A 14,829-nucleotide genomic window follows, 5' to 3' on the forward strand; every position below is an offset into this window, starting at 1 on the left:
TTTTGCTGGGCAGTACAAAGTAACTTTCATATTTACGTTGTCTCTCTATATCGTGTTGATTTGTCAAATAGAGGCGCATCTACAGATTAAGCGTTTTTTTGTTTGCAGCCACGCTCCGTAGGTGCCAGCCATTATCACAAATAGAGTCAATCCCATCCGAGGGCGAAAATATGGAAACAGGCAACGGTAGAGGATCCGCATAAGCAAAGTATAAACCGGAATATGCAGTATATTGTGAACAGCTTAAGAGAGCCAGGAAAAATAGGGGATAGCTGTTGACTTATCAGCATTAATAAGCATACGAAAAACGTACACAAATATAGGACTCAATTTCCCTTCCATTTTGCTGGGGACTATTATTATTTATTGTGAAAGAGGATGAAACGCCTATCGAGGGAATATATACTTACTTGATACGAGAGCAGTAATGCTTGAGTCTGAGCTTAATTCACTCTGGCCATAAAATCCGTGGTTTATTCATTATAGTTATGGGCCTAACAAAGTTTGTTATGATAAAAGCCAATTGAAAGAATGCAACTTGTCGTGTTAGGTTTCATTTTTGACGTAATAGATTGCGTTATTTCGGAGATTTAATTCTAGTTATGCGACAAAGGCTGATCCATGCGATTTGAACTGAGTTACGATAGATAGGCAAAACATCTCAGACGATGATCTATTGACTGATCTTCGCCGTGTTGCGTCCGAGCAATCGGAGCAACAAGTGAAGCAGCACACTTACAAAGACCATGGAAAGTACGGCGTAACGGCCGCCATTCGATGCTTTGGCTCTTGGAATAGCGCGGTGAAAGCAGCGGGTCTGGAAACCCCGATAGAGCGGAATATTCCAAACGAACAGTTATTTTTGGCTCTTTATGACTTGTGGATTACTCTTGGTCGGCAGCCTACTTACTCCGAAGTTCAAAGACCTGTGTGCAAATTCCACGTTGCCACTTGCGAACGGTGTTTTGGTTCTGGAGGAAAGCTTTGGAAACATTCGTTTCCTATGCTAATTCTGAAGACATAGCCGCACCAGCAATTTCCGATTTCTCTGGAGCAGTTTCCCGTCAAACATCTCGATCTCCAGGCCTGCGAATGCGTTTCAAGGTGCTCCAACGTGACAACTTTCGTTGTTGTGCATGTGGGGCATCGCCATCGGTTACACCTGGTATTGTGCTTGAAGTGGATCACATCAAACCGTGGTCAAAAGGTGGCGAGACCGTCATTGGAAATCTACCAACTCTGTGTTTTGCCTGTAATCAAGGGAAAACAAATCACTATGAAATGCCGTAAGCCGCATAACAGTGCCGTAGGGCGTAATAAGCAAAGCCATATTGCGCCGCTATGACAAGGTTTAATATTCGGCGCAATAAGCTTCGCTATTACGCCCTACATGAGCTAATGGGTGATCTCAGTAATGCCTTGAATAAAATGCATGTTTCTCAAGCATGCATTCATAATTCGAGCTTATTTCCAGATTACCCTGCCGGATCAGTATGGTCCGGCAGGATTTATCGCATCCAAAACTGTGCAGCAGAATTTCACGCTGCATGCTCGCTGATACATCAGGTCTAAGTACCAGCAAAGTATTCTGATATCATAATCAAAGTCATCGTTACACCAAATATGACTGCGATATTGATAGCAAAATTTCTAAGTGTTTTAGCGTCGCTTGTTGTCTCGTCTAATGAACTCATATCTCTATTTACTCCTATATTATGTGTAAACATAAAAAAATATGAACCGATTCAAGGTTATAAATATGAGCCAAATCGTGGTTGGTTTCATTGATCTAGATCAATGAAACCAACCCCAATTATTGATTTAGATCAATAAATGCTAATTGAGGGTCTCAATGACTTCACAAGGTTTAACATACGGCGCAATACGCTTCACTATTACGCCCTACACGAGCTGGTGTTACTCTGGTACTATCTGTTCTTACGAAAAATGAATAAGCTGCTCAAACACCATGCCGGCTCTTTTAGTGAGCCGTTAGCCATACCGCCTGATTTAATTATTCGCTAGGGATAGAAGATGAAAAACAATCCGACAGATCGAATGAAGGATCCGTTTTATGCCAGCCTGCTCTTCCAGATTGAACAAATGATCTGTCAAGCCGACGATGAAGCCAGGAGCAAAGGGTAGATACTCACCGATTCTCAAATTAGATCGGCGCTTATCAAAACGCGGAAGAAAGTGGGAGGCGGGGAACCGGACATTCCCGAGACAAATGAGCGCGAGAGGATAATGGCCAAATTGATAGACAACTTATTTCAAGCGCCTGAGGAAATTTTTGAGCAAACAACATCGGACAACTGCACGATACAGGAACAACCATTGAAAATATCCGACTGGATCAAGGCACTCGAGACAGTTGGGGATTCAATCAAGACGCGAAAGAGCAGTATCCCTGGATCAAGAGACTACTTGGACTTCGTGCATCACTTTATTGAACGAGCCAAAGGAACGAAATGAATCAGAAAAACGGGACGCTACCTTTTAAGCAGAAAATAACTGAGATGGGGTTAATTTAATGCTTAGCTTTATTCTGGCCTTATGGATAAAATATTTAAAATATATTACTGATTAACTCTCAACTGAGAAATCTATTTTATATCTTTCTATTATATGCACGCACTAGGTATAAATTCTCAACAGGCTTTTGAATTAGCTGAACTTCCTGCTCCCGTTATTGGTGACTATGATCTGCTGGTGCGGGTAAAAGCAGTGGCAGTGAATCCTGTCGATATTAAACTCAAGGCCAGTATCAAGCCGGATCAGGCTGGATTGAAAATTCTTGGATTTGATGCCTGTGGTAAAGTGTTGGCGGCAGGTAAACGGGTTGAGGGCTTCGCGGTGGGTGATCGGGTATTTTATGCGGGTGATGTCATGCGCGCGGGGTGCTTTGCTGAACAACAAGCCGTAGATAGCCGCTTGGTTGCCAAAGCACCGCAAAGCTTATCTGATCAGGAAGCGGCGGCCATGCCGTTGGTTGGGTTGACTGCTTCTGAAGCCTTGTTTGACCATTTGGGTATGAGCTTGAATGCTGCTGCTAATCAAGGCAAGCGTATATTGATTATTGGCGGTGCAGGTGGGGTAGGTTCCATGGCGATTCAATTGGCTAAGCAAGTGGGGGGCATGGTGATGGCGACGGCTTCACGTACTGAGAGTCAAGCTTGGTGCAGGCAATTGGGTGCAGATCAGGTGATAGACCATAGCCAGCCGTTACGCCCACAGCTTGAGGAAGAGGTAGATTGGGTTTTGTGTGCTGCCGATACGGATGGCCATCTTGATAATATGGCTGCTTGTATTCGACCCTTTGGTAAAGTCTGTGCCTTGGTGAGCCATCGTCAGCCGATGGATATGAATCGCTTTAAAAACAAAAGCGCAAGCTTTCATTGGGAGTTTATGTTTACCCGAGCGATGTTTAAAACTCCAGATCAATCGCAGCAAGGTATCTATCTGCAGCGCTTGGCAGAGGCCGTTGATGCGGGTGTTATTCGTTCCATTCTGACTCAGCAGGGTGGACAGCTCAGTGTTGAAACGCTGCAATCCGCATTTGATCAAGTTGCTAGCGGCAGGATGATTGGCAAAATAGCGTTAAAAGGTTTTTAAGCAATACTTTGGCTCATGAGCACTTGTAAAAACGAAGTTTCGCCAATTATGTGCTTGCATGGTCTATTAGCGCAGCTTCGATTTTTCCTTCCCATCCGAGCAGCCTCCCCTCTCTTTTTGCGTGCCTCACTAATCAACCGTAGATTTCGGGTGGTGGTTTCGGCTTCCCATGATTCTCGCACGGCGTCGAGCGCATCTTCCAAAGCATTCAAAGCCGCTTCTGCGTCTTTTGCCAATACAGCGAGTTCCAGGCGCGTGACGTGATCCCAATAGTCGGGTTTGCTGGTGGCAATACGCCGTTCAACCGCATAGGCGACCACGGGTAGTAGCTTTTCCCTGCGTGGATCAAGAGGTTCGGCCGGCTCCATGAGAGTGACCGCATTGATGCCGGGGTATAGGCATCGCGCCAATCCGCTTCAAAGCCTGTTAGATAAGTGTCGATGGCTTTCTTGAGCAGGCCTTTGGCGCGCAGGGTTTCGCCTGCTCGGGCAGAGGAGCCTCCCACCGGTCTTTGTAGACGCGGCCTAGCAGGATGCCGTAAGTTTCACTGCTTGAGCCACGTTTGTTTGTTAACTCGAGCAATATCTTCTCTGCTTCTTCACCGCGGCCTGCCCGGTAGGATGGAAACAGATCAATTCCCACACCAGACTCGGTATCCGCAATCGTGCCAAGGCTATGCTCAAGTGTGCGTACCGCATCCAACCCCTGCTTGCGAGCTTCAGCCAATTGTTTTTTGATCTGCTCCGAATAAATCGCACGCTCACGGAATACATCCGTCTTGAGTCGCTGAATTTCTGGGAAACCCTCCACGACCTGATAGACGGGGCTATCCGTCATATACTTGTGTGCTTCTTTGAATCGATCTGTCAGAATCGGGGCAATTGCTGCGACATTGTCAGACTTGCCATTTGCACCGATGCCATAACGTATGCTGCGCAGTGGTGGTGCAACATCAAAGGGAAGCTGGCCTGTGCTCTTGGCGAAAAGTAATACTGTTGAAAAGGGTCGCACCGCATGGCGCAGGCCGAGTTCGTAGAAAACGTTGGCGTTGGCTGTGGTGAGATCAGCGATAGCGTATTCACATAATATCAGACGTTCGAACATCGGTTTATGGATGATGCCACCGGTCATTTTCTCGTCAGCTCGTATGGGTACGAGATTGGATGCCAAGGTAGCTAGTTCGATCAGATCATGATAAACCGCATCAAAATCAATCATCTTGCCGCCAGTTGTCGCTTTTTGCCCAAAAGGCATGAGTACAAAGCAGAGCGGACTGGTGATGGTTTTTTCCAAACTAATTAAATAGGAAAAATCTTATCTTGCTGTTTATTTAATATTTTTGATGCGTTCAGAATATGAATAGCGTACTCATAATCATGACCCTCAATGCAGTAAAAATTCATTCATTTTAGTAAATTCTTAAGCGTAGAGGTTGTTACAGACATTAATAGCCGATGGTGTAGCTCTTTGCAGACCGAACGGAATTTTTAGAAAAATATTTTAACAAGCGCTTGCATTACTCGTTTTTTTATATATAATGAGAATCATTCTCATTAACATTGTTGAATTTTAGCTACTATGAATAGATCGAATAGTAATTTGCAAGTTATTACGGAATCACACTCTTTACTCATGCGCGATCCTTATAAGCCAATCAGTAGTGATAGCTTGTTTGTGATAGGTAATGAAGTACTTATTCAACACCAGGGCGAGCAGTATCGGTTACGTCGGACACGTAATGGTAAGCTGATCCTCACGAAATAATGAGTAAAAATTGAATGGGTTATCTTGCAAAACAAAAAAACCTATGACCGGATAAAACAGTTTCTCATCAGTCACTGGAAGTACTCTCTCCTCTGCCAGTGACTAGTTTAGCCAGCCAGCCTAACTTCTTCTGGGCAAGCCAGCCAATTTTTTTTATCAATTAAAGGGATATGGGCTATGAAATCTTTAAAAAAACCCATCTTTATGCTGGCCTTTCATGGAATAGATAATTTCTCCGGCAATTCGTTGCGCGATTATTCTCACCGTTCTTCACTCATCACAAAATACTGTACAGATAATCCTGAGAAGAAATTTACTTATCGCGGTAAGCTATTTTGGCTAAAAGATACATTGCATGCATGGCTGTCCACCTTTAGGGCAGTATCGGATGCTATAATCCGGCCTGTATCTGAACAAGAGCCCACCTCGATAATTCATAGCCGTCTTTCTGGGAAGGGAGTTTATACCAAAGTAAACATGAGGCCGGAGACAGAGTGGGTTCCACTGATCAAGGCAAAGCAGATGATCAAGTTTAATACCAGCCAGGAGATAGCCGAAATGCTCAGTAGTAACCTTAATCTTGCGGGACAAGCTGTTTTATGTGTGGGTGGGCGTGCTGCGCTTTATCCAGACTATCTTCAACTGGTAGAAGCTGTTGGGGGTCGCTTCATGGTCTATCGTGGCAATCCAGAAAATAAAAGAGCTCATTTATATATATTGCTCGATGGCGTCAATATGGTTATTTGCCCGGTCGACTGTGTCAGTCATGATGATTATTTTGCCGTCAAACGTTATTGCAAGCTGACGAGCAAGTTGTGTGTATTCCTGGAGCGTTCCAGCTTGCCTGCTTTTAGCCAGGGTTTGAGAATGCTTATTTTACAAACACATAGAGATCATTATTCAGCGTAACAGATTTCCTGCTTTCTGTTTATCCCCATGGTGCGTTCTATCATAAGAGCGACCAAAGTGCGGATGATAGTAAGGGCACGAGCATACTTTCGGAAGAGTAATATACTTATTTTTGGATTGCAGATGAAGAGGCTGGCCCTGATCCCAGCAATCCTTCCTCCCCAGCAATCCTTTCTCGCTTGTCTGGCTGTTAGACAGTTGTTTAACAATCGGATGAATATCTCGTGGCAGAGGATGCTGTGTTCAAAGAGCAAGCCGTTCTGCCGGTGCCTGGACAATGCTGGCTTGAGAAGACCTTGCGTGGCATAAGACACCTACCAAATCAGTAATTGTCTATGTTCTGGATCAGGAAAAACGTATCTTGAGATAACTCACTGTTTCCCAGATCTTTGGCATTGCTATGCTAGTTAAGTCAGTGGAAATCTATTCCATTAATAAAACTTTCCTCATGTGCTTTCGTTCTGATAATTCACTTTTTTAGAATAGAACATTCTCTCCGTAATATTTTAGCGATTTGTAAAACGATTAATTCAGAGATTTTTTATAGTGTGTTTCTAATAGGAGACAAAATAAAGCTATTGAAAATATTAAATTATTTATTAAATAGGAAAAAACATCTTTCTAATGAGAGACATAAAAAAGCATTTAAAAAACAGTATGTTATGCGTTGAACATGTATTATGTTAAAAAATTAATTAATTATTAATGACATTTGCCCGAGCTTTTCTTTTAAAATTGCAATGTAATAGATTGATTAATAATCCTAAAATTATTTTGGCATGAATGTTGCTGGTAAATAAGTTTCACATTAACATTAAAAATGACGAGGTCGTTTTTATTGCAGCGCCAATCATAGCGCACTGTTTGCTTAACCTTTCCAGTCGCAGGTTTTCTCAAGGCAAGATTGCTTATCCATTGGCTGAATAAAGAATAGCTATAATTAAATTATAAGGAGATTGATAATCTATGGTCGGTATATCATCAGGTCGAAAGGCGTTGAAGATAATCGTTTTCTTTTCGGTGATTCTAATTTTTCTATTTATAAGCAATGCTTTTGCTAAAGATGATGAGTCTGAGATTAATGATAATGCTCGCGATAATGAGATTAAATTTGAGCTTACTGACAATGCCGGCCGCTGGTTTGATACAGGAGCAGAGCTAGCGGGTAACCGCTCGATTGCAGTCGCTGCACCGGGTGTGCGAGTTAAATTCTCGGGTAATTCAAATACCGTTCATACCAGAACTAGTCTAGTTTATCCTACCGGAGCCGCTGGCATGCCCTTTAATACCGAGCCGAGAAAGGGAGGCGACGAGGTGACGCTGACTACTCCGGGTTTGTATGTTTTTGTCTGTAGTATTCATCCTTACATGTTTGGTGCGGTGATTGTGGATGATCCGGCTACAGCCGGGTTGGATCTGGGCTCCTCGCTCAGTATGATTACGGGAGAAAGTTTTTCCAGCAGCAGCGATTTGGCAACACGAGTGCTGCGCACCTTTTTCATTGCGACCAACCCTGCAAACTGGCAGAACTATGCCAGTAATACGCCTTGGCATATTACCTACCCAAATATGGATGTACACATCGATGGAAATATCGTCAATTTAGCCAGTGCTCTGAATGCTCGTTATGGGAATGATCTGGCATTGGAAGCGCTCAGCAAGCCAGCGATACTCGCAGTAGGTGAAGTATGGGTAGCCACCCAGTTTGAAACCACCGCAGGAAAATCCAAGCCGGGTACGGTGTCCGCGATAGATGGGGTCAACTGGCAAGTTACGCGCAAAGTGGCTTTGCCGTCGATCGATATCAATAATCCGCACAATTTGTGGACTGATAAGGATCAGAATGTTATTTATGCGACCCAATGGTTTGATAGTAAACTGGCTGTTTATGATCGCCAAACGGGGACATTGATTCGGAATGTGTCTGTTGGTGAATCGCCTGCGCATGTGATGACTTTGACCGATAATGATCTGATTCACATCACCAATAACGGTGACAGCCGCACAGATTCAGTGATGGAGCTGGCGCCTCTCGCAACCGAAGTGCTGCGCCGTATTGATATTGGCCGAGGTACGCCACATGGTCATTGGATGAGCCATGACGGCAAACATATGGTTACACCCAATGTGACAAGCGGTGATACCACACAATATAACTTCAGAACCAATGTCATTGAAGCGATTGTGCCGGTAAGTGGTGAATTCAGTCACCCATTGGCCATTGGCATGCTGCCGAATGCCGATAAATATTATGTCGCCAACATGTTTGACAACACGATTACAGCAGTCGACATGAGTACGCATACTGTCATCAAGCATATAAATCTGCTGGAGAACTACAATCCTCTGTCAGGCGCTGTTTCAGGCCCTGTGGGAGCATGGCCAATTCAAACACCGGTTTCTCCCGATGGAAAAAATATGGTGACAGCCAACACCTTGAGTGGCACGATTACCATTATCGATACCAGGCCAGGCCTGGCGACGACAGATACAGCTGTAAAAATGCTGCCGTGTGATCCAGGCTGTCATGGCGTGCAGTATGGCGCCAAGCAAGGTGGCGGGTACTATGCCTATGTATCCAGCAAATTCTCAAATAGACTGTTAGTGGTTGATCCCGATCCAAACGCTGATGGTGATCCGTCAGATGCCAGCATTGCCGGTAGTATAGGGCTCTTTGCTTCCGACGCAACTCTGAGAGATGATGCAATAACAGGCAATCCAGGAATGGGTGGGCAAGGCATACTGCCGATTCCACTGGTTTACAACGGCTGGGTGCAAAATTTGCCCGCTTCCTGGAGCAATCAACTAACTGAGACACAGCGTCATCCGATTCAGTAGTGAGACAGCGTGAGGCGATAGCGCTATTAAGCATCGCCTCCGTTTCGGATCTATCGTCGATCGAGATCTGGCTGCTTTTAGTAAAGCAGGGGCATGGGCAAATAAAGCTGGTTCTGCTACCGCCGATTTTTAATCGGGATATGGTATAAAACGTTTATTAGCATTATTCATTCATACACAAAAGTAATTTTCAGCACATGAAAGCGAGTACTTGTGCATGTCCTTACTATGCAGAAGTCTCTTCAGATCCTGTATCATCCTGCTTTTAGAGTTACATGCAAGCTTTCATGAAAACGATTTTTCTGGATTTTGAAAAAGGTATCGAGGAATTTGAAGAGAAGATCGAGCAACTGCGCTTTGCCCAGGATAATTCAGCATTAGATATCTCAGCTGAAATCGCTAAATTGCAGGCAAAAAGCCAGGCGCTCACCAAAAATGTCTATGCCAAGCTCACACCTTGGCAGATTTCTCAGGTGGCACGTCATCCGCAACGTCCCTATACACTTGATTATATTCAGTACTTGTTCACTGATTTTGAAGAGTTACATGGAGATCGACATTTTGCAGACGATCATGCGATTGTGGGGGGATTGGCGCATTTTAACCAGCAGCCTGTGATGGTAATTGGTCATCAAAAAGGTCGTGATACCAAAGAGAAAATTTACCGTAATTTCGGGATGCCAAAACCAGAAGGCTATCGCAAAGCATTGAGGTTAATGCGCCTTGCAGAGAAATTTTCGCTACCACTGATCACTTTTATCGATACGCCGGGTGCTTATCCAGGAATCGATGCTGAAGAACGCGGACAATCCGAAGCAATAGGGAAGAATCTCTACGTAATGGCTGAACTGAAAGTGCCTATTATATCTATCGTAATCGGTGAAGGAGGTTCAGGTGGTGCGCTGGCTGTTGCGGTTGGGGATGCTGTCATGATGCTGCAGTATGCCACTTACTCGGTTATTTCCCCAGAAGGGTGTGCTTCAATCCTTTGGAAGAGTGCAGATAAATCGTCCGAAGCAGCAGAAATCATGGGGATTACCGCTGATCGCCTGAAAGAACTGGAGCTGATCGATACCGTTATCAGTGAGCCGATTGGTGGGGCACATCGCGATTATATTGCTATCATGCATTCAGTCAAAAGCGCCTTGCAGGATACCTTAAGAAAGCTGCAGGTTCTGCCGTATGAAATGCTCCTACAGAAGCGTTTTAATCGATTAATGGGGTATGGCAAATTTAAGGAAGTCAAGGCCGAACACCATTCTTGAATGGGTTGAAAGCAACCTGCGCACGCAGGTTAGCGGGAAAGATCATTTAGTTGTTGCGCTAAGTGGGGGCGTTGACTCAGTGGTGCTGCTGCATTTGCTTCATACACTCTCAAGGTTGATGACGTTCAGGCTTTCTGCCGTGCATGTCGAACATGGCATAAGTGCTTATGCCGCCCAATGGAGTGATTTCTGCCAGAATCAATGCAGCGCGTTGGGGATTCCTATTCAGATTTTCCGTTTAAAAGTTCAGAAAGTGCCTCAGGTTAGCCTTGAGGCCGCAGCCAGGCAGGCACGTTATCAGGTATTTAACGGTATTGAAGCTGACTATATTGTGCTGGCGCATCATCAGGATGATCAAGTTGAAACCGTGCTGTTACAGCTTCTGCGTGGTGCGGGCGTTAAGGGCTTGGCAGGAATGCCAGTGGTAAGGAAGCTCGCTTCTAGGAGTGCGATCCGATTATTACGCCCTCTGCTTAATGTTTCACGCGAAACTATCCTGCAGTATGCGCGGCAGCATCATCTTAGCTGGGTGGATGACGAGAGTAATAGTGACACGGCATACAATCGCAATTTTCTGCGGCATGTTATTTGCCCGCTGCTGGAGCAGCGCTTTCCTGCTTATCGGGAGACATGCTCACGCGCTAGCCAACATCTTGGCGAAGCAGCCCACTTATTGGATGAGCTTGCCGAGATTGATAGCCAATGCGCTATGACAGCCGGTAATCTTCACCTGGATGGTTTGCGCCAGCTCAGTTTTTCCCGTGCCAAGAATCTGTTGCGCTATCTGTTCTCGCAGCACGGAGCAATCCCGCCCAATTCCCTAAAACTTGAAGAAATCTTGCGGCAATTATTGTCGGCGAAAGCCGATACTAAACTGCATCTTGTTTTTGGCGAAGTAGAGATACGATGTTTCAAAGGCTTGGTTAGAATTCAACCAAAACGTATGCAATCCGAGATGAATGTTCCCCTGGTATGGCGCGGGGAGCATCGCTGGGTGCTTGAGCCTTTAGAGGGGATGATTGAATTCGTTCAACAGCAGGGTATGGGAATCAACCCGACTGAGCTGATTAAGAAGCCTGTCACTGTCCGCCTGCGCGCGGGAGGAGAGCGATTTCAGCCTGACTGCAAACGTCCTCGTCGCAGCTTGAAAAAGCTCCTGCAAGAAGCTGCGCTGCCGCCATGGGAGCGTGGTACCCTACCGTTACTTTTCAGTGGCGAACAACTCGTCTGGGTGCCTGGCATTGGTGTGGATTGTGCTTTCCAGGCATTGCCGGGAGAATTGGGATGGGTAGTGACATGGCGGCCAAATAAGTTAGATTAAGCGATCAAAATGACCTTTCAAATAATTTTCCGGAAAAAAACATGATTCTTGTAACGGGTGGAGCAGGATTTATCGGGGCAAATTTCGTACTGGACTGGCTGGCACAGTCAGATGAGCCCGTAATTAATTTAGATAAATTGACTTACGCAGGCAATCTGCAGAATTTGGCTTCATTAGAAGGAGATTCGCGGCATATCTTTATACACGGTGATATTAATGATCAACAGAAAATAGCAACCTTGCTTAAGCAATATCATCCTCGTGCCATCATTCATTTGGCAGCAGAAAGCCATGTTGATCGCTCCATCCATGAACCGGAAGCGTTCATTCAGACGAATATTGTAGGTACTTTCAGGTTACTGGACATAGCCTATTATTACTGGAAAGAGCAGGAAGGGGAAGCTCAACAGGCTTTCCGTTTTGTTCATGTTTCAACGGATGAAGTGTATGGTTCCCTCTGTAAAGATGCGCCTGCTTTTACAGAAACTCATCCTTATCAGCCAAATAGCCCTTATTCCGCCAGCAAGGCTTCCAGTGATCAACTGGTTCGTGCTTATCATCATACTTACGGTTTACCTACGTTAATCACAAATTGCTCCAACAATTATGGCGCATTCCAGTTTCCGGAAAAGCTCATTCCCTTGATGATCGTGAATGCGCTGTCAGGTAAGCCATTGCCTGTATATGGAGACGGTCAGCAGATCCGTGATTGGCTTTACGTGAAGGATCATTGCAGTGCCATTCGCCGTGTGCTGCAGGCCGGGATTCCAGGAGAAACTTACAATATTGGCGGATGGAATGAGAAACCCAATATAGAGATTGTGCATATCATTTGCGATTTACTTAATGAGCTTCATCCTGCTGATTATCACAAATTAATCAAATATGTGACCGATCGCCCAGGTCATGATCGCCGTTATGCAATTGATGCACGTAAAATCGAGCGTGATCTAGGCTGGAGGCCAGTCGAAACGTTTGAAACAGGCATACGTAAAACTGTCAAGTGGTATCTGGATCATCAAGACTGGGTTGCCAATGTACACTCCGGCGAGTATCGAAAATGGATTGAATCTCACTATCAGGAGCATGCCGGGTGAAGATATTGTTATTCGGCAAGAATGGGCAAGTGGGTTGGGAATTGCAGCGCAGCCTCCAGCCGCTTGGTGAGGTGGTGGCATTGGATAGATCCAGTCAAGTATATTGCGGTGATTTGGCTGATCTGGTTGGAATCAGGCAAACCGTACGTGCGGTTATGCCAGACGTCATCGTTAATGCGGCTGCGTATACCGCTGTGGACCGAGCTGAAAGCGAGCCTGATCTGGCGTACCAGATCAATGTTGAAGCAGCGGCCATCTTAGCGCAGGAAGCACAGCGTATGGATGCCTGGTTGATTCACTACTCTACAGATTATGTCTTTGATGGCAGCGGCGACAGCCCATGGATCGAATCTGATTTGCCTTCCCCTTTGAATGTTTATGGCCAAACTAAACTCCAGGGAGAAGAGGCTATTCGCAATGCTGGCTGCCGCCATGTGATTTTTCGGACAAGCTGGGTTTATGCTGCACGGGGCAATAATTTTGCCAGAACCATGCTGCGTCTGGCGCAAGAGCGTAATCAGTTAACTGTCATTGATGACCAGATTGGTGCGCCGACAGGAGCGGACTTGCTTGCTGATGTGACTGCGCACGCGATTTCGAAGGCATTGAAACAGCCTGAGGTAGCAGGGCTTTATCATCTGGTCGCAGACGGGGAAGTTTCTTGGTATGGTTATGCCCACTTCGTACTCACTTTTGCAAGAGAGCACGGCTGGGCAACCAAGACTCAATCTGAAGCTATTCTGCCAGTGCCTAGCCGTGCCTTTGCCACAGCTGCGAAGCGACCGCTGAACTCTCGCTTGAATACCGAAAAATTCCGCTGCATTTTTAGGCTGAATATTCCTCACTGGCAAATAGGTGTTGCCCGGATGCTGACTGAGGTGCTAGAGAAATAAGCAAAAGTTATCGGAACTGCCAACTTTCCATAGTCCCTATTAGCAAATTGGCGGCCATTTTGCCGAAACGCTTGGCAAAATGTTCAGCTAATCCTTCCTTAGTTGTATAATCAACGATGCGCTCGACTTGGATGACTTCTCGCGCAACATAGTCGGCGCTGCCAAATGCATCTACCAAGCCGAGGTCTATGCTCTTTTGACCTGTCCAGAGCATGCCGCTGAAAATTTCTGCTGTATTCTTCAGGCGCTCACCTCTCCCTTGCTGAACCACCTGTATGAATTGCTGATGAATTTCAGCTAGCATTTTCTGAGCATGCTCTTTTTGTTTTGGATCAGTGGGTGAAAAAGGATCCAGAAAACTTTTATTTTCCCCTGCTGTGAGCAGGCGTCGTTCAATACCCAATTTTTCGAGGGTGCCCGTAAAACCAAAACTATCCAGGATGACGCCGATGGAACCAACAATACTCGCTTTATCCACGAAGATTTTGTCGGCAGCCACCGCAGCGTAGTAGCCTCCAGAAGCGCAAATATCCTCTACTACGGCATAAAGTGGAATTTGCGGATACTCCGCTCGTAACCGTCGAATTTCATCATTGATATAGCCTGCCTGTACCGGACTTCCTCCTGGGCTATTGATTCGTAGGATAACTCCCGCTGTGTTTTTGTCTTTAAAAGCTTTTTGCAACGCTGCGTTAACATTCTCAGCGCTTCCCATGCTATCTGGCTTGATTTCGCCTCGTAAATCAACCAGTGCTGCATGTCTTTCGGAACTTCCAACAGCTTCTTCCCCGAGCCAGCCTAATCCCCAGAAAAGCAAAATATAAAGGTAAATAAAAGTCAGTGATTTAAAAAAAATACTCCAATAACGCGTGCGACGTTGCTCCTGCAAAGAAGAAAATACCAATTTTTCCAATATTTCCTTTTCCCGGCCTTCATTACGATTTGTTGAATCTGTCATAGCTTCCTCAACTCTTTAGAATGATGTTTCTGAAAATGATAATAAGTATGGTTAGAATATTTTTGAAATTTTACTAGGGTCTGTTGACATTTCACATAGGTAGCCACAGATATCCACACGCTATGGCTACCATACTCTCGTAATTTCGCTTCAGTTTGTCGTATCGCGT

13 protein-coding genes and 1 pseudogene are annotated in these 14,829 nt (G+C 45.3%); 10 read left to right on the forward strand and 4 right to left on the reverse strand.

Annotated elements, in window-relative coordinates; translation table 11 throughout:
* Positions 1-658 precede the first annotated feature (658 nt).
* From BM122_RS25820 to BM122_RS03815, 3 genes are all read left to right on the forward strand, one after another.
* The gene (locus BM122_RS25820) at positions 659-1,024 is read left to right on the forward strand and encodes a homing endonuclease associated repeat-containing protein (protein WP_371264890.1); all 366 of its coding nucleotides are present in this window, start codon (positions 659-661) and stop codon (positions 1,022-1,024) included.
* Positions 985-1,290, forward strand: coding sequence for an HNH endonuclease (locus BM122_RS21470; protein WP_083398320.1), 306 nt, complete (start codon positions 985-987; stop codon positions 1,288-1,290). The genes BM122_RS25820 and BM122_RS21470 overlap by 40 nt, the downstream gene beginning before the upstream one ends.
* A gap of 1,338 nt (positions 1,291-2,628) precedes the next feature.
* Positions 2,629-3,615, forward strand: a complete 987-nt coding sequence (locus BM122_RS03815; protein ID WP_074903800.1) for a zinc-binding alcohol dehydrogenase family protein — start codon at positions 2,629-2,631, stop codon at positions 3,613-3,615.
* Here the strand turns inward: BM122_RS03815 and BM122_RS23970 are convergent.
* Positions 3,612-4,025: a TRAFs-binding domain-containing protein gene (locus tag BM122_RS23970; RefSeq protein ID WP_074903802.1), complete on the reverse strand. Its 414-nt coding sequence runs from the start codon at positions 4,023-4,025 to the stop codon at positions 3,612-3,614. The two genes, BM122_RS03815 and BM122_RS23970, sit on opposite strands and share 4 nt — an antisense overlap.
* 16 nt (positions 4,026-4,041) lie before the next feature.
* Complete coding sequence (locus BM122_RS23975; RefSeq protein ID WP_074903804.1) at positions 4,042-4,869, reverse strand: tetratricopeptide repeat-containing protein; 828 nt, start codon at positions 4,867-4,869, stop codon at positions 4,042-4,044.
* A 324-nt stretch (positions 4,870-5,193) separates the two neighbouring features.
* On the opposite strand from BM122_RS23975, the gene hemP reads away from it, so the two are divergent.
* The 7 genes from hemP (at position 5,194) to rfbD (ending at position 13,702) form a co-directional block, all read left to right on the forward strand.
* The gene (gene hemP, locus BM122_RS03830) at positions 5,194-5,379 is read left to right on the forward strand and encodes a hemin uptake protein HemP (protein ID WP_074903806.1); all 186 of its coding nucleotides are present in this window, start codon (positions 5,194-5,196) and stop codon (positions 5,377-5,379) included.
* A gap of 177 nt (positions 5,380-5,556) precedes the next feature.
* Entirely contained in the window at positions 5,557-6,288 is a 732-nt protein-coding gene (locus tag BM122_RS03835; RefSeq protein WP_074903809.1) for a DUF2325 domain-containing protein, read from the forward strand.
* 966 nt (positions 6,289-7,254) lie between these two features.
* Positions 7,255-9,126, forward strand: a complete 1,872-nt coding sequence (locus BM122_RS03840; RefSeq protein ID WP_143083303.1) for a copper oxidase — start codon at positions 7,255-7,257, stop codon at positions 9,124-9,126.
* Between the two features lie 287 nt (positions 9,127-9,413).
* Complete coding sequence (locus BM122_RS03845) at positions 9,414-10,391, forward strand: acetyl-CoA carboxylase carboxyltransferase subunit alpha (protein ID WP_074903811.1); 978 nt, start codon at positions 9,414-9,416, stop codon at positions 10,389-10,391.
* Positions 10,351-11,712, forward strand: coding sequence for a tRNA lysidine(34) synthetase TilS (tilS, locus tag BM122_RS03850; protein WP_074903813.1), 1,362 nt, complete (start codon positions 10,351-10,353; stop codon positions 11,710-11,712). Before BM122_RS03845 ends, tilS begins: the two co-directional genes overlap by 41 nt.
* 41 nt (positions 11,713-11,753) lie before the next feature.
* Positions 11,754-12,809, forward strand: coding sequence for a dTDP-glucose 4,6-dehydratase (rfbB, locus tag BM122_RS03855; RefSeq protein WP_074903815.1), 1,056 nt, complete (start codon positions 11,754-11,756; stop codon positions 12,807-12,809).
* Positions 12,806-13,702, forward strand: a complete 897-nt coding sequence (gene rfbD, locus BM122_RS03860; protein ID WP_074903817.1) for a dTDP-4-dehydrorhamnose reductase — start codon at positions 12,806-12,808, stop codon at positions 13,700-13,702. The genes rfbB and rfbD overlap by 4 nt, the downstream gene beginning before the upstream one ends.
* Before the next feature lie 7 nt (positions 13,703-13,709).
* Here the strand turns inward: rfbD and BM122_RS03865 are convergent, their stop codons facing one another.
* Positions 13,710-14,660, reverse strand: a complete 951-nt coding sequence (locus BM122_RS03865) for a S49 family peptidase (protein ID WP_074903819.1) — start codon at positions 14,658-14,660, stop codon at positions 13,710-13,712.
* A gap of 91 nt (positions 14,661-14,751) precedes the next feature.
* Positions 14,752-14,829, reverse strand: a pseudogene (locus BM122_RS22190) (IS5/IS1182 family transposase); the annotation flags it as partial.

This window comes from Nitrosomonas communis (genome assembly GCF_900114745.1).
GTDB classification, from domain to species: domain Bacteria; phylum Pseudomonadota; class Gammaproteobacteria; order Burkholderiales; family Nitrosomonadaceae; genus Nitrosomonas; species Nitrosomonas communis_A.